The organism is Lewinella sp. 4G2, from assembly GCF_001625015.1.
Lineage (GTDB): Bacteria > Bacteroidota > Bacteroidia > Chitinophagales > Saprospiraceae > Neolewinella.
Genome location: NZ_LVWJ02000014.1, coordinates 2,213,046 through 2,228,766 on the forward strand (window position 1 = coordinate 2,213,046; position 15,721 = coordinate 2,228,766).

Consider the following 15,721-nt stretch of genomic DNA (forward strand, 5'->3'; position numbering starts at 1 on the left):
GCATTTGGATGCTCATCGCTTCGCTCTTCGTCCGGATATCAGCGCTTGGATTCCATCAGAATATTTAACTATCACAGTAAGTACTACCGGACTACCAAACTACGCTACTAGGTACTACCCGACTACCATACTACCCGACTACAAGACTACGCTACTACCATACTAAACGACTATGAATACCGACCATACCGAACTCCTCCGCTTTACCACCGCCGGCTCCGTTGATGACGGTAAGTCTACGCTAATTGGCCGTCTGCTTTATGATTCCAAATCGATTTTTGAGGATCAGTACGAAGCCATTACCAAAACCTCCGAAAAACGGGGTGAGGAAGGCGTTAACCTGGCACTTTTGACGGACGGCCTCAAGGCGGAACGTGAGCAGGGAATTACTATCGACGTAGCCTACCGCTACTTCGCTACCCCCAAGCGGAAGTTCATCATCGCCGATACGCCCGGCCACATTCAGTACACCCGGAACATGGTGACCGGTGCCTCTACGGCAAACGTCGCCCTCATCCTGGTGGATGCCCGGCAGGGAGTAGTGGAGCAGACCCGCCGCCACGCATTCATTGCGAGCCTGTTGCAGATCCCACACATTGTGGTTTGTATCAACAAGATGGACCTGGTGGACTTTGACGAGACGGCGTACGAGAAGATCAAGGACGATTTCCAGAGTTTCAGCCACAAACTGGACGTTAAGGATATTGACTTCATCCCCATGTCTGCCCTCCTGGGTGATAACGTAGTCGAGCGGAGCGAGAATACCCCTTGGTACGAAGGCTCTACGTTGCTCTACACATTAGAGAACGTTCACATTGGCTCGGACAATAACTTTATCGATTGTCGTTTACCGGTTCAGACGGTTATCCGCCCCTACAATGATGAGTTCCACGACTACCGGGGCTACGCCGGACGGATTGCCGGTGGCGTCTTTAAGAAGGGAGATAAAGTGACGGTGCTGCCCAGTGGCTTCACCTCCACCATCGCCAAGATCGATACTTACGACGGGGAATTGCAGGAAGCCTACCCACCGATGTCCGTGACCCTATTATTGGAGGATGACATCGACATCAGCCGCGGCGATATGATCGTACGGGAGAACAACCAGCCCGACGTAAGCCAGGACGTTGAAGTAATGCTTTGCTGGTTCAACGAGCGGCCCCTGCAGCCACGCGGCAAGTACGCCATCATGCACACGACCAAAGAGGCGCGTTGTATGATCAAGGACGTACGCTACCGTCTGGACATCAATACCCTGCACCGGGACGAAGAGAACAAGGAAGTGAAGATGAACGACATCTGTCGGGTATTGCTGCGGACCACCGCGCCCCTCTTCACGGATGCCTACCGCAAAAACCGCATCACTGGTTCCATTATCCTCATTGACGAAGGGACTAACGAGACGGTTGCCGCAGGCATGGTGATATAATTCACCTCGCCTAAAGCCGGACCTCTTTGGATTTCGGCCTCATAGAAAAGCCCTTCCGTATCAATTTCGGAAGGGCTTTTTTAATTGGCTTTTGTAGTCCACCCGGAACGAGCGATGACTGTTAGCGCTGGCGTGCAAACACTTGCGTCCAGTACCGGTCCTGCTCGGCGAAGCCCATTTCGGTGTAGGTGGAAGACATCAGATTGCGGCAGTGGCCGGGGCTTCCCTTCCAGGCAGTGACCACGGCCGCTACGTCGGGTTGGTTCCAGGCGACGTTTTCGGCTACTGCCCGCCATTCGTAGCCCGTGCTGGATACGCGCTGGCCGACGTTTGACCCGTCGCTACCCTGGTGTTGCATCTTGTTGTTACGGGCCATGTCCGTGGAGTGCGCGTAGGCGGCGCGGTTGAGGGCAGGAGCCAACGCGAGGGGAGCCACGGGTGGCATTTGCTCAGTACCGCAGCGACAGCCTTCGGCCCGGATATCGTTGACCAATTCTAGCGCTCGTAACTGTTGGGAGGAGAAGGTGTTGGTCGGCGGTTCGTCCACTGGCTCTACAGTAGTGATGACCGTCGAATCACCGGAGACGGGTTCACCGGTTACAATGTCGGTTTCGCAGCCACACGATAGTAGCACGAATAAGCCGAGGAAAAGGGGAAGGGAAAAGGCACGTAGCTTCGTCATGGCATCATCAACGCGGAAGACACGAGACAAAGTATCCTGGGCGGTTCGGGGAATCCTAATGAGCCGTGCAGCCGTCACATCCGTCACATCCGTCAAAGGTGAGGAACTGAATGGGTCTACTTCCAGCCCACATTGTCCAGCCACATCGTGATGTCTTTCTCGTCTTCCCGGAAGTTCAGGTTGAGGCGCCATTCGTAGACGGCGTCCAGAAAGTCACCGTCACCCTTTGCTACGCTGAGGTTGACATCCTTAATGGGTAAGCGGACGGTCCTCCATTCTCCCGCTACGAAATCGGTGTACGCCCGGGGATCGATAAGGATGTCGTTCCAGTGCTCACTGGTGAGGTAAAGAGTGGCGCCGTCGAAGTCGTCACCGCCCGGCTCGAGGTAGTAATCGAAGAACAGCTCTTTCACTTTCGTGAAGTCCACTGGCTGCCCATTCATTTGCTGGACGATGGGGAGGAAGGCAATGTTGTTCAGTTCCGGCCGGCCCCGCATGCGGATGGCATTCGTTTCGTTGCCGCCGATCCCTTTCGCAAAGGCTTGGTTGGAGGCTTCAAAGACGCGGTAGGCCATGAGGGGATCCAACTCGGCGGGGTCATCAAAGGTGAAGGTGTAGCTTTGGTTAGGGATGCTCGGTTTGGAGAGCAGCGGCATGGCTACTCCGCCTTCTGGCTTAGCATCCGACAATTGGATACGGCTAACGTAATAAGCTTGGGGACCTTCCTGATTTGCATTGTAAGGATTGAGGGAGAGTTCCGCAACTGCGGAGAGCGGACTGCTTTCACCGTGCCACAGTTTGAAATCCTGTAGTTGTTTCTCCAGATCGATGACGATAGTCTGCCATTCCCCCCACTGGTCAGGGAAGTTATTGGCTACTTCGCCGATACCGCCAAAGTTCCCCTCAGCGTCGCGGAAGTTCAGTTTCATGGCGCGGACGTAGCTGCCTTTGGGCACAAGAAGATGGAGGGTGAGGTATTTCGCTTTGGTGAAGTCGAAGGTTTGCCCGTAGGTGTCTTCCAGGTTGAGTAGGTAGTCGCTGAACTCCTGGTCGGTCGTTACTTTGATGGCATTGAACCCAGCGATTGGGGTGGGTGCAGGGGAGGCTTCGCATCCTTCGCATATCGCGTGGTAATTATCGTCCGGCCCAAGTTTAGCGCCAGTCATACCCAGATCAAAAGTGAATTCACTGGTGGAGGTAGCTTTAATAAGCGGTGGGGCGGGGGCTTCGCTGGAAGGGCTATTGCACGCCGTTAGCAATATTAACAGGGTAACTAGGTGGGAGAGGGTCTTCATCGTCCGTAAGTTTCTTCCTGGAAGGTAACCCACCTCAGTCTTAGTGCTCCAATTAATTGCCGGAAAGTGCTCATTTGGTAGTTACCCTGGGTCCGAAACCCGGCACCTGCGGCAGCGCCCAAAACCTGATGTGGGGAGGCCGCCGTAAAACAATTACTTTTACCGCAAAGGAGTAATCTACATGGCCAACCGCCGCATCAGAAATCGGGTACACGAAATCATTTTCGAGGCGGACACGCCGACGGGGAAGTTCTTCGATATCCTGTTGCTCGTGATGATCGTGCTGAGCGTCATCACGGTGATGCTGGAGAGTTCGGATGATTACCAGGCCTCCTACGGGCAGTTATTTCTGGTGCTGGAATGGGGGTTTACCATCCTGTTTACGGTGGAATACCTGCTGCGCCTGTGGGTGACGATCCGGCCGTGGAAGTACGCCACCAGCTTTTACGGGATCATTGACCTGCTGGCGATCCTGCCAACTTACCTCACGATCTTCCTGTCCGGTTTTGGCGCCCAGGCCTTCGTCATTATTCGGATCCTGCGCCTGTTGCGGGTCTTCCGGATCTTCAAACTGGGGAAATTTCTCGGGGAAGGGGACCAACTACGGCGCGCCCTGATTGCCAGCCGGAATAAGATCACCGTCTTTCTTTTTGCCGTGACGCTGCTGGTCATCATCATCGGCGCCATCATGTACCTCGTGGAGGGCGGCTCCAACGAAGGCTTCAGCTCCATCCCCCGCGCCGTGTACTGGGCGATCGTGACGCTGACGACCGTGGGCTACGGCGACATTACGCCGAAGACCAACATCGGCCAGTTCCTTTCCGCAATGGTGATGATCATCGGTTACGCCATCATCGCCGTGCCCACCGGCATCGTCACCAACGAAATGTTGAGTTCGACGAATAGGGATAAGCACCGCAATACCCAGGTCTGCCGCTACTGCGCCAAGGACGGCCACGATAACGATGCCATTCACTGTAAGTACTGCGGTGGCCGCCTCAACGAGGAAACTTAGGCGATAGGCGTTAGAGTACGCCGAACGATTCCAACGAACTTGCCTCCGCGGTTCCCGTTAAATCGGGAAAGCAAACTATCGTGGAGCAGCATACAATTTTTAGCCGCGCCTGGGGATTTACCAAGGAATTATTCCAGAATTATACCGACGACGACGCCCTCAACCTCGGGGCCGCCCTGGCTTACTATACTGTCTTCAGTTTTGCTCCACTACTAATGGTGGCTACCACCATTGCGAGTTATTTCTTCGGAGAAGAAGCAGTTTCCGGGCGCTTGTACGGGGAGCTGGCCAGTTTACTCGGACCCAAATCGGCGGAAACCATTCAGGAAATTGTTTCCAACGCATATACTTCGGGGGATTCCTGGTGGGCTACGGCCATCAGCATCGGTACGCTCGTCTTCGCTGCTACCGGGGTGTTTGCCAACCTGCAAATCAGTTTGAATAAGATCTGGGAGATCAAACCGAAGCCGGAGAACGGCATCAAGGCGTTCATCATGAAGCGCATCCTCAGCTTCAGTTTCGTTGTGGGCCTGGGTTTTCTCCTGATGGTCACGCTCGTCGTCAACGCCCTCGTCCTGGGTTTTATGGATAAGATCGCCGAGATGATTCCCGGCCTGGGGACCTACGTACTGGCCATCGGTACCTGGCTCCTGACCACCATCATCACGGCCGGGGTTTTTGCCATGATGTTCCGTTACCTACCGGACGCCAAGGCGCGGTGGCGCGACATCCTCGTGGGCTCCGTCTTCACGGCCATTTTGTTTGGAATTGGCCGCATCCTGATCGGCTTCTACATTGGTAACAGTGACTTCAGCAGTACCTACGGAGCAGCGGGGGCCCTCATTACCCTGTTGGTTTGGACGTACTACAACAGCCAGATCCTATTTCTGGGAGCCGAATTCACCTTTGTCTGGGCGGCCAGAAACGGAAATCCCATTTTGCCGGACGACCACGCCGTGAAGATCGTTACCGAAGAGATTGTGCTAACCGAGAAGCAAATTCACCAACAGGCCCAGGAAACGGCGGTGAATGGAGCTATTACAACTCCGCCGCGGCCGGTAAAGGACCCGGACCGTATTTCCCAACGGCCGGTAGGTTAAAACAAATGTGTTGGAAATTATTTGAAGAAGTTTGAAAAGTGTTTGCGATATAAAACAAAGTGTTTTATATTTGTAATCGAAGCCGCGGAATAGTTTTGTCCGGCGGCAGGTTGCAAAAAAATCTCAAGAACATGTCTTCTTCAAACACTGCTCCGGCGCGCACCGCCGGTAATGACCGCGTACTCACTATTGACTGGTCACTCCTTTTCCGGCGCATCGCTTCCCGTGGTCGCCAGGCTTTCACCTCCGCTCGCTATCAGGCGCAGCAAACCGAATACGTTCCGTCCGCCTGGATGCAACGGCTAGGCATCAGCTGGTTCCGTTTAGGTCTAATCGCCATTGCCCTTTTCGTCTTCACGCAGAAGCAAGTTGACTTCAAAGTCAGCATGGGTGAGGAAGGATTGGCCTTTGGTGTCAGCCAACGCACCGCTTCTCCTACCGAGGGCGCTGCCGCAGGTGCCGGGGAAGGACGGACGGCCACGATGAGCCTGATCCCCTCCTTCACTGGGAACAGTAAAGAAACCGCGGTACCCGCCTGGAGCGTGGACGAATTAGACGAAGCCGCCGTACGGGCCTACATCAGCCGATTCGAAAAGGTGGCCCAGGGGGAAGAGCGCAAGTACAGCATCCCCGCTGCAGCGAACATGGCCCTGGCCATCATTCACAGCAATGCGGGTAAGAGTACGGCCGCTACGAAAAAGAACAACCACTTCTTCCCCGTAACCGCTAACACCTACTACGAGAATGCCTGGATGAACTGGCGTTCCCACAGCAAGTTGATCAGCGAGAAGTACCCGGAACTGGCCGCAGAATCCGTCAACTACCAGCAATGGACGGCCGCCCTCGCCCGTACGAACTACAGCAACAATCCTAAGCTAGCTGACCGCATCATGGACGTCGTCGAACGCTACGGCCTGGAACGTCTGTAACTAGGTTGGTATGGCTAAACACTAGTCATGAATATCCCAGCATTCAACCTAAACCCAGCAATTAATGCCCTGACCCTTCCGGAACTAACATTCGAGGTGGGGCACAACAAGATTTGAATTCTCTAAGTGGTTTTTAGAGGCCTTTCACCTGCACTTGGGTGGAGGGCCTTTTTTACTAACTGGTTCCCTGTTCAAAATAGCCTATCGACAAGGTCCGGCTAGATCATTGCACTGCCGGTGGTCGCAACTCAATGCAGGCTACCACAACGGCTTCTTCGAGGTAACGGAAGTGGAGGTTAAAGACCATTTCGGTCGGCCCCTTGCGCAACATGGCGGAAGCGGTGGTCTGGCCGGGCTGGTAGTTACCGAAGTCTACGTAAAGGTGTTCCCGGAAGTCCAGCTCTCGTTTGCCAAAAGCCTTGTACATGGCCTCCTTTGCCGACCAGATCAGGTGCATCTGCATGATCCGGTGTTGATTCTTGATCTGGACAAATTCGGCATCGCTAATGAAGCGAGGGGCAATCCGTTCAATCTTGGTGACGATCCGTTGCACGTCGATGCCACAGGGATCAGGGTGGGCAACCGCCGCAGCGTAGTTGACCGTATGGCTAATGGAAACGTGGAAGTGGGAGTTGGCCAGGTGAGGTTTACCGTCGTTGTCCTTGTATAATTCGCCCCGCTCGTGGCGGCCACTCATTTTGTGGAGGAGCAGGCGTGCCGCGAGGTATTCCCGGCGTTGTCCGCTACCCTTTATCCGATCAATTTGCTCCTGCTCCAAGGGGAAAAGAGGGACGGACGCCGCCAACTCCTCTTCAGCCTCGGTAATGTGGAACAGACCCCATTCGCCGGGTGCGCTAAGTGTTTCGTGAAATTGAATGGGCATGAAGAGTCGCTTGGGCGCTAACGAAGGTACCTCGGGCCAAACTGATAGCGGCCCGAATATTGCGCCTTATTTGAAGTGCTCAGGAGAACTTGGTGTTCATAATCGCCCGGCGAATGAGCGCGTGGGTGATTTGCTTACGGCAGTAAATGCTAAATTGGCTAAGCAATGCTGGTTTTAGTGGAAAGCAGCAGGTGCTAAGCGTATCCTTCCATGTCCGTTTCGAAAGCGGTGAAAAGAAGCGTTAGTAGTAAGAAGAAGAGGGCAACCGCTGCAAACCATTGTCCGGTAGCGCCAAGTGCGGGAAATAGGAACCCACTGGCAAAAAAGACCAGGGCGATGAATAAATATTTCATGTGGGTTAGTTTAGATAGGGAAAGACAAAAAACACTAGCCAGACTGAGCGTAGCCTTCAAAAAACTAAGTGTCGGCATTGACTACTAAACCGGTTGCGGAAGCACCGTGTTCGAAATCTACCTATGCTGAAAAGAATCGCCGAGCGCAACGGCCACCTAGGCGCTATTTATGATTTGGAGCCTGCACCCGATGGTTTCTACTCCGCTGCAGCCGATGGTTACATCGTACACTGGCACTTACAGGACGTAGACTTCGGCCAGGTAGTCGCCCGCGTGGAAGGCGGCAAATTCTTTTCACTGGTGACGTTAGCAAGCGGGGGCTTCGTAGCCGGCGCGTTGGACGGTGGTGTCCACTGGCTCTACCCTGGCAACGATGACCATAACCTACACGTGGCCGCTCACCAGCGCCCGGTGTACGCAGCGGTAGTAGTGGCGGGTTGGCTATTTACTGCCGGTGGGGATGGAGTGCTCATCAAATGGGATCTCCAGCAACGCCGGACGGTTGAGAGTAGCGTCTTGAGCCCTAATTCTCTGCGATGCATCACCGCTGGGCCCGACGGCACTTTACTGGTTGGTGCCAGCGACGGCTACATATATATTGTACAGCAAGATTCGATGGAGGTACTGAGGAAGGTTTATGCCAACCAGCCTTCGGTATTCACCGTTGCCAGCGTACCGGGAGCAGCTGAATCTACTCTCATTTCCGGTGGACGGGATGCTCGTCTGTTAATTATGGAACTCAGCGGGGCCGCAGCCCAGACGGTTAGTGTGGACGCCCACCTATCTACGGTTAATCACCTCTCGTTCAGCCCCAACGGAGAATACCTGGCCACGGCCAGCCGGGATAAGACCGTTAAACTATGGCGTTACAATAGTGGAAGCTTGACCTTACTAAAGGTCGCCGAAGTCGTCCGTGACCGCGGGCACGTCAATTCCGTGAATACTTTATTGTGGTTGGACGACCAGACACTCATCACCGCTGGCGACGATCGTAGAATCCTGGAATGGCGGGTAGGGTAGGGCGTACGGTCACCACTTTACACAAAGAGCAGCACGAGCGTGAGGACGATGCCACCGATCGTCCAGTACATTCCCTTTTTAAACACTTCCGTGGTTGGGCGGAACATCCAGAAGCTGGAGATGACGAAGAAGAAGAGGGCCGCGCCAAAGAACAGGTTCAGGTAATACAGAGGATCGTTCGTAGTAGCCTTATGCAGGTGGGTCATTTTGCCCAGCACGTAGGGAAGTTCCTTTTTGACCTGTACGGCTTCACCGGTGGCAGCGGTGTACTGTCCACCCTTGAAGTAAAGCGTGCCACCCTCGTTGCGCTCCACTTTGAAATCCTTGATTTTTAGTTCCTTCCCTACCTCACGTTCCGACAGGTTGGCAGCGAGTTGTACCTCCACGCGTTTTTCCTGTTTTAGGAAATCCGTTTTGCGGTAGATCAGCACCATTCCGCTGAGGGCGTAAACGGCCATGATGCCGGCCAAAAAGAAGCCAAGGTAACGGTGAAGGACGCGCATACTCATAACGGTAGGGTTTTGCGCAAAGATAGACTGTTTAGATAAAGTCTAGGTAGTGAAAGGGACTTTGCCAGACTTCGTTTATTTATCCGCGGTGACGATTCCCTCGTCTTCATTCAGCTCTACCACCGCTGGCATTTCTTGGTCATCCTCCCATGCGGCGATCAAGCCTTCGATTTCATCTGCGGAGAGGTAGTACTTCTCCAGGCGTTTTTTGTAGTGAGGCGGCAGAGTGCTGTGGCCCATCAGGTAGTTCTTGGTCGCAATGATTTCCTGCCCGAAGCCGTGGTTGACGGCGATTTGATCCGCCCGTCTTTCGGCGGCGCGCATATAGCGTGACCACAGCGCATATCCTAAACCGAAGCTTACCATTCCGAGCGCGGGGCGGTGGAGGTAATCGACGACGTGGCCCAACTCGTGGGCGAACCAGCCTACTACAACCTCCTTGGGCACTTTATGGATCTTCACGTGCTGCGTCACCTTCAGGTGGCTACTGAAGTCCACTCGGTATTCCCGCGTGGCCCGGCGGAAGAACTTCCGGTTCAGTACGGGTTGGGCGCGCATGGTCGAGCGCTTCATATTGAGTTGGCGAAGGTAGACGGTCCGGCCGGCTAGCGCGGGGTACTGATGGAGCACATCGCAGAACCAATCCTTAAGTCGGGGGTCCGCTACGTTTTGGAATTTGCAATCGTGGGTGGGTTTGGGCATATCAGGTCCAACGTCCTTTGCTACACGAGGTTCTCAAGGAGCTGGCAAAACCAGTGTTTCTGCTAACAACGAACATGGGAATGCTTGCTTCCGTACTATTAAGCGACCACCGTCCGGTGACAGCGGGCATTCATTAACCAATTAATACCATACATCATGTTACGTTACGCCCTGATCTTTTTCGTTGTTGCCATTATTGCTGGAGTTTTAGGCCTTGGTGGCCTTGCCGGCGCCGCCTCCGGAATCGCAACGATCTTCTTTTACATTTTCTTGGCACTGTTGGTGATCAGCTTGGTCTCCGGCCTCTTCAAGAAAGCATAATAAACATACCGCAATAACTGCGGTTTATCAATCAGTGGCTGTGCCGTACCCTACGGCGCAGCCACTTTGCTATTAATAAAATAAATACCATGACGCAGCGCATTCAACGACTATTCTTCGGTTTTCTTGCCACCATTTTCAGCGTGACCACACTGTTGGCGCAGGCGGATCAGGAAAGTCCCTTCCAGGCCAGTGAGCCAGTTACGAAAAGCGGCGAAGGCCTGGGTTCTACCATTTGGATCATCGTTGGTATTGTTTTCCTGGTCGTCGTTTTTTTCTTGCTCAAGAAGGGCGGATCGGGCGCTACCCGCGCGGGCAATCCCAAATAAAATATATATCCGAAATACGGAGCATAATTAACTGGCGCTGCCGCAGGTGCCAAGAAATGGGAAGGGGACTAACGCAAAACGACGTTGGTCCCCTTCTCTACGTTGAAAACGAACATTGTTTGTAGAAACCCGGTAGTAATTAGTGGTTGGAAGGGCCAAGCTTTGACAATCATTCTGCTCCAATCTATCGGGAGCCTTTTTTATCGCATTATTAAACTATACACATCATGATTTCCCAGCAGACAATTGACTCCCTGGCGCAGGCAAACGGAGAACATCTCGTATCCCTAGTCGTCCCCACCGCCCAGGACAACGACAGTGAAAAGAACCGCATCCGGTTAAAAAATGCCCTCCAGGAAGCTAAAAATGAGCTCACTAAAAGAGGAATGAACGACCGGCAGGCCATGGAATACCTGACCAAGGGAACCAACCTAAGCGAAGATTTTGATTTTACTCAGATCGACAAAGCCGTTGCATTATTTATTGGCGACGATATTTTTGAATTCGTAAGCTTGGATGAAGTTGCTAATGAGGCGGTGACGGTCGGACCTGAATTCGAATTGAACTCGCTGCTCAACACGAGCTCTAACTCCGATCATTCTTTCTTCCTATTAGCGCTTAGTCGTGGTGGGACTAAGTTATTTATCGCCAAAGACGGCACCTTACAGCTTATCGATGCCACGGGTATTATTCCAGAAGATATGGAAGCTGCCTTGTTGCTTGATGATCCGGATCGCCAACTCAATCAAGCTGGCCGCGCAGGTCGCGAAGGCACCTACTTTGGCCATGGTGCCGGTAAGGACGAAGAAAGCGGCCACCTTAAAGCCTACCTGGATATCGTGGACCAGGGCGTCAACACCCTGCTCAAAAACGAAAAGCGACCCCTGCTCCTCGCCGGCGTGACCGAGATTGTTGCTATCTACCGCCAGGCCAATCAGTACAATCACCTCATTGAGGATCGCTACATCAGTGGTAACGTCAACGACGTACCTACGCAGGAGCTCTTCGAACAAGCAACGGTGGTGCTCGGTGATTACTTCAACGAACAGCAGGAAAGAGATGTAGAATTATTCGGCCTCAATTTTGCCAAGGGCGAAGCCGGTGCTTCACTAGATAAAATCGTCCCTGCTGCCATCAACGGTCGAGTAGAAGTCCTCTGGGTGAAAAAGGGCAGCCGAGCCTTCGGTAGCTACGACGCAGCTACTAATGGGGTCAACTACCTCGAGGAGGGCGATGCTAATGCTAAGGATCTGTTCCAAACCGCACTCCGCCATACTCGCAAAAACGGCGGCCGCGTCTACTACGTGGAAGCCGATAAGATGCCCAAAGAGAACACAGACGTCTGTGCCATTTACCGTTACGGTACCAGCGCAGTTACTACGAACTTTAATTAAGATTTGTAGTTAGGCCTTTAGCGGGGGATGAGTCCCCGTCCAATTGCTTAGCACCTGCGGCAGCGCCAACTTATAAAGACCACAACCACTCTGAGTATCTAACTCAACCGTGGTCACCGCAGCTACAAGAACAGGGTAATACTGACCGCTATCTAAACGGAGATGTATATAAACTCCCGGCGAATGTACTTAATGTACTCACCGGAAGGCCCATCATCGGAAAAGCCCTTCCCCGTTTTACGGAGGAAGGGCTTTCTGTTGCTGGCCAAAGGCCTGGAGCCGCCCATCGGACTCGAACCGACGACCTATTCATTACGAATGAATTGCTCTACCAGCTGAGCTAGGGCGGCGTGGCGGAGCGCAAAGGTAAATGCTTCCGCGGAATTTTGTTGGTCATAGAAAAATAATTTATCACGACCACTTCCTACACTTTTTCTCGCTGTCTCAACTTCTCCTGCAAAACCGATTTTCTATCCGGACCGAAGGTCCAACACTAAAGCGCCGCAGGCCTCTCCATCTACCCAACCTCGCCTGCTCCTGCGAAACCAAATCGCCGTAGGCCTCTCCTTCTCCCCAACCTCGCCTGCTCCTGCGAAACCAAAGCGCCGCAGGCCTCTCCGTCCGCCCAACTTCATCTGCTCCTGCGAGCACTGAGTACTGCGAAGCAAAACTCTCCCCCGCCGTACCTTCGCGCCCCATGACCAACCAGACCAAAGAAATTGCCCGCCGCCGCACTTTCGGCATCGTCGCCCACCCGGACGCTGGCAAGACGACACTGACGGAAAAGCTGCTCCTTTTTGGTGGCGCCATCCAGGTAGCCGGCGCGGTGAAGAGCAATAAGATAAAAAAGTCGACCACCTCCGACTTTATGGAGATCGAACGCCAACGGGGCATCTCCGTAGCGACCTCCGTGATGGCTTTCGACTACGCGGACAAGAAGATCAATATTCTGGACACCCCCGGCCACAAAGATTTCGCCGAGGATACCTACCGCACCCTCACCGCCGTGGATTCCGTGATCGTCGTGATCGACGTCGCCAAGGGCGTCGAGGAACAGACGGAGAAACTCGTGGAGGTCTGCCGGATGCGGAAAACGCCGGTCATCGTCTTTATTAATAAAATGGATCGGCCCGGTAAGGAAGCCTTTGATTTGCTGGACGAAGTAGAGCAAAAACTCCTCCTCCGCTGCACGCCGCTGAGTTGGCCAATTGGTATGGGCGACCGGTTCCAGGGCGTCTACAATATCTTCGAACGCCGCCTCGTCCTCTTCCGGCCGGACAACAAACAGGGCCGCCCCGAAGAAACCATCGAATTTACCGATCTGGACGATCCGGAACTCGACAAATTGGTAGGTGAAGCCGCCGCTGAAGAACTCCGCGAGGAGGTGGAGATGATCACTGAGGTTTACCCACCCTTCGAGCAACAGGAATACCTGACCCAGGAAGTAAGTCCGGTCTTCTTCGGCTCCGCCGTCAACAACTTCGGCGTGAAGGAACTACTGGATTGTTTCGTGCAGATCGCCCCCCAACCCCGGCCGCGCCCGGCGGAGGAGCGGCAGGTCCTGCCGAACGAGGATAAGTTTTCGGGCTTCGTCTTCAAGATCCACGCCAATATGGACCCGCGCCACCGCGATCGGATCGCCTTCCTGCGCATCTGCTCCGGCACCTTTGAGCGGAATACGAATTACCTCCACGTCCGCCAGCAACGCAAGATGAAGTTTGCTAACCCCACCAGCTTCATGGCGGAACGCAAAGAAGTGATCGACGAAGCCTTCGCCGGCGACGTAGTGGGCTTATACGACTCCGGCAACTTCAAAATCGGCGATACGCTGACGGAAGGGGAGCAGTTGCACTTTAAGGGCATTCCGAGCTTCAGCCCCGAGCAATTCCGCCGCGTTTACAACGGCGACCCGCTAAAGTCTAAACAGCTAGCCAAGGGAATTGACCAGCTGATGGACGAAGGCGTTGCCCAGCTCTTCGTCCGGGAGGTGGACAATGCCCAGATCATCGGTTGCGTCGGTGCCCTCCAGTTCGACGTCATCCAGTACCGGCTCGAGCACGAATACGGCGCAACGGTGCAGTACGAAGGCATCAACCTCCACAAAGCGCTATGGGTTACTTGCGATGACGATGCCGCCCTCGAACAATTCAAGGAGCGCCGCCGTCAACACATCGGCTACGATAAAGAAGGACGCCTCGTCTACCTCGCTGACTCCGCCTGGACGCTCCAGATGGCGAAGGATAATCACCCGGAGGTGGAATTTCATGCCACTTCGGAGTTTTAGAGTTGAAAGTAGCGAGTTGCAAGTGACGAGTCTCGCAACTCAATACTCGCTACTTGCAACTCGCTACTCGACACTTGACACTCGCAACTATAACACTCGCAACTCGCAACTTGCAACTTGCAACTTTACACTCGACACTCGCAACTAGAAACATGACCGTCAACGTACCCGCCGAAACTGCGCCCCTCAAAAAGGTGATCATTCACCGTCCTGACGCCGGAACGGCCAGCATTACTCCACGGCGCGCGGAGGAGCTTTTGTTTGACGACATCGTCTACCTACCCCAGATGCAACGGGAGCATGATGTCTTTACGCGAATCCTACGCCGCTTCATTGGTGACAACGGTGTGCTGGAGATCGCGGACTTGCTAGCCGAAGCCATTGTCGCCAACGAAAAGGCAACCCAAGACGCGCTTGAGCTGATCATCGGCTGGGAAGAGCTACCGAAAAAGTTCGTAGGTGAACTATTGGATCTTTCCCCCCGGGAGTTAGCGGACGTCCTCATCACGGGGTACCATGAGACGGGAGAGCGTCGACTGTTTGACCCCATCCCCAACTTCATCTTCACGCGGGATATCGCCGTAACGATCAACGACCATTTGCTCATCACTAAAGCGGCTAAGGCTGCCAGGAGCCGGGAGAACTTTCTGACCCGCCTGGTGATTTTCGCCCACCCCGCCTTCGCTGAACTGCGGGACGCCGGCCGCATCATCAACCTGAACGACGTGGAAGCCTTCCCTCCCGGCGCTGACGGCGAAAAGGTCGCCATTGAAGGAGGTGACGTGATGATTCTCAATGAGGATACACTACTAATTGGCGAGAGTGAACGGTCGAGCAACTACTCCCTGAAAGTCCTGGCCGACGAACTGTTCCGGCGCCAGGTGGTGAAAAGGGTCGTGCGCGTGAGCGTCCCCGCCGAGCGCAGCTTCATGCATTTGGATACCATTTTTACCCAGATCGATGCCCACGACTTCGTCTGCTACGAGCCCATCATCTGTACGGGCGGCCGCCTGGCTGGCGTGGAAGTGTGGAACATTGATGGGACGACGAGCAGCTACCTTAGCCTCAAGGAATGCATCCTTGCAGAGATCGATCCCGTTGCCCGTTTCCTGCCCGCCGGCGACGGCCGCAGCCCCTTCCAGGAGCGGGAGCAGTGGACGGACGGTTGTAACCTCGTCGCGTTGCGGCCCGGGGTAGCGCTGACGTACGACCGTAACCCCGTCACCGCCCGGATGCTGCAGAACGCGGGGTACACCGTCACCGGCGCCATGCGTTTGCTGGAACAGATTGATAATGATGGGCTCAACCCGGCTACCATCACTAAAACGATCATCACCTTGCCGAGCGGTGAGCTCAGCCGGGGTAGGGGAGGGAGTCACTGTATGACTTGTCCGATCCTGCGGGGGTAGGTGAGCAGCTAAGGATTGAGGTCAAAGAGTTAATGGGATCCGTCCGAATCTAAGATTTGGCTTCTAC

The 15,721-nt window shown here is 54.2% G+C and carries 16 protein-coding genes and 1 tRNA gene; 10 read left to right on the plus strand and 7 right to left on the minus strand.

Features of this window, described 5'->3' with window-relative positions; genetic code table 11:
- Positions 1-172 precede the first annotated feature (172 nt).
- On the plus strand, positions 173-1,429 hold the full coding sequence (gene cysN, locus A3850_RS09440; RefSeq protein ID WP_068215926.1) for a sulfate adenylyltransferase subunit CysN: 1,257 nt from the start codon (positions 173-175) through the stop codon (positions 1,427-1,429).
- 121 nt (positions 1,430-1,550) lie between these two features.
- Here cysN and A3850_RS09445 read toward each other — a convergent pair whose 3' ends face one another.
- On the minus strand, positions 1,551-2,255 hold the full coding sequence (locus A3850_RS09445; RefSeq protein ID WP_197494026.1) for a CAP domain-containing protein: 705 nt from the start codon (positions 2,253-2,255) through the stop codon (positions 1,551-1,553).
- Positions 2,228-3,406, minus strand: a complete 1,179-nt coding sequence (locus A3850_RS09450) for a hypothetical protein (protein WP_068215929.1) — start codon at positions 3,404-3,406, stop codon at positions 2,228-2,230. The genes A3850_RS09445 and A3850_RS09450 overlap by 28 nt, the downstream gene beginning before the upstream one ends.
- 181 nt (positions 3,407-3,587) lie before the next feature.
- On the opposite strand from A3850_RS09450, the gene A3850_RS09455 reads away from it, so the two are divergent.
- The 3 genes from A3850_RS09455 to A3850_RS09465 all read left to right on the plus strand — a co-directional run bounded on the left by A3850_RS09455 (position 3,588) and on the right by A3850_RS09465 (position 6,450).
- Positions 3,588-4,421, plus strand: a complete 834-nt coding sequence (locus A3850_RS09455) for an ion transporter (protein WP_068215931.1) — start codon at positions 3,588-3,590, stop codon at positions 4,419-4,421.
- Between the two features lie 80 nt (positions 4,422-4,501).
- The gene (locus tag A3850_RS09460; protein WP_068215933.1) at positions 4,502-5,521 is read left to right on the plus strand and encodes a YihY/virulence factor BrkB family protein; all 1,020 of its coding nucleotides are present in this window, start codon (positions 4,502-4,504) and stop codon (positions 5,519-5,521) included.
- Between the two features lie 131 nt (positions 5,522-5,652).
- Positions 5,653-6,450, plus strand: a complete 798-nt coding sequence (locus A3850_RS09465; protein WP_157501021.1) for a glucosaminidase domain-containing protein — start codon at positions 5,653-5,655, stop codon at positions 6,448-6,450.
- 223 nt (positions 6,451-6,673) lie between these two features.
- Here A3850_RS09465 and A3850_RS09470 read toward each other — a convergent pair whose 3' ends face one another.
- Together A3850_RS09470 and A3850_RS20175 are read right to left on the minus strand one after the other, a co-directional pair.
- Positions 6,674-7,333 (minus strand): 4'-phosphopantetheinyl transferase superfamily protein, encoded by a 660-nt coding sequence (locus A3850_RS09470; protein ID WP_068215937.1) that lies wholly within the window; start codon positions 7,331-7,333, stop codon positions 6,674-6,676.
- Positions 7,334-7,527: 194 nt separating this feature from the next.
- The gene (locus tag A3850_RS20175) at positions 7,528-7,686 is read right to left on the minus strand and encodes a hypothetical protein (protein ID WP_157501023.1); all 159 of its coding nucleotides are present in this window, start codon (positions 7,684-7,686) and stop codon (positions 7,528-7,530) included.
- 123 nt (positions 7,687-7,809) lie between these two features.
- Here A3850_RS20175 and A3850_RS09475 point away from each other — a divergent pair, with 123 nt between their 5' ends.
- Positions 7,810-8,706, plus strand: coding sequence for a WD40 repeat domain-containing protein (locus A3850_RS09475; protein WP_068215939.1), 897 nt, complete (start codon positions 7,810-7,812; stop codon positions 8,704-8,706).
- Between the two features lie 17 nt (positions 8,707-8,723).
- Here A3850_RS09475 and A3850_RS09480 read toward each other — a convergent pair whose 3' ends face one another.
- Together A3850_RS09480 and A3850_RS09485 are read right to left on the minus strand one after the other, a co-directional pair.
- Complete coding sequence (locus A3850_RS09480; protein WP_231915303.1) at positions 8,724-9,209, minus strand: hypothetical protein; 486 nt, start codon at positions 9,207-9,209, stop codon at positions 8,724-8,726.
- An 81-nt stretch (positions 9,210-9,290) separates the two neighbouring features.
- A complete protein-coding gene (locus A3850_RS09485) occupies positions 9,291-9,917 on the minus strand; it encodes a hypothetical protein (RefSeq protein WP_068215943.1) in 627 nt (208 codons plus the stop codon).
- A gap of 156 nt (positions 9,918-10,073) precedes the next feature.
- Between A3850_RS09485 and A3850_RS09490 the strand changes: the two genes are divergently transcribed.
- The 3 genes from A3850_RS09490 (at position 10,074) to A3850_RS09500 (ending at position 11,961) form a co-directional block, all read left to right on the plus strand.
- The gene (locus A3850_RS09490) at positions 10,074-10,238 is read left to right on the plus strand and encodes a DUF1328 family protein (RefSeq protein ID WP_068215945.1); all 165 of its coding nucleotides are present in this window, start codon (positions 10,074-10,076) and stop codon (positions 10,236-10,238) included.
- A gap of 89 nt (positions 10,239-10,327) precedes the next feature.
- Positions 10,328-10,567, plus strand: coding sequence for a hypothetical protein (locus tag A3850_RS09495; protein ID WP_068215947.1), 240 nt, complete (start codon positions 10,328-10,330; stop codon positions 10,565-10,567).
- 227 nt (positions 10,568-10,794) lie between these two features.
- Positions 10,795-11,961 carry a hypothetical protein gene (locus A3850_RS09500; protein WP_068215949.1) on the plus strand — a complete coding sequence of 389 codons (1,167 nt, stop codon included), beginning with the start codon at positions 10,795-10,797 and terminating at the stop codon, positions 11,959-11,961.
- A gap of 274 nt (positions 11,962-12,235) precedes the next feature.
- On the opposite strand, the gene A3850_RS09505 is transcribed toward A3850_RS09500, so the two are convergent.
- A tRNA-Thr gene (locus tag A3850_RS09505) sits at positions 12,236-12,311 on the minus strand.
- A gap of 347 nt (positions 12,312-12,658) precedes the next feature.
- Here A3850_RS09505 and A3850_RS09510 point away from each other — a divergent pair.
- The gene (locus tag A3850_RS09510) at positions 12,659-14,245 is read left to right on the plus strand and encodes a peptide chain release factor 3 (protein WP_068215951.1); all 1,587 of its coding nucleotides are present in this window, start codon (positions 12,659-12,661) and stop codon (positions 14,243-14,245) included.
- A 152-nt stretch (positions 14,246-14,397) separates the two neighbouring features.
- The gene (locus A3850_RS09515) at positions 14,398-15,654 is read left to right on the plus strand and encodes an arginine deiminase family protein (RefSeq protein ID WP_068215953.1); all 1,257 of its coding nucleotides are present in this window, start codon (positions 14,398-14,400) and stop codon (positions 15,652-15,654) included.
- Positions 15,655-15,721: the final 67 nt, after the last annotated feature.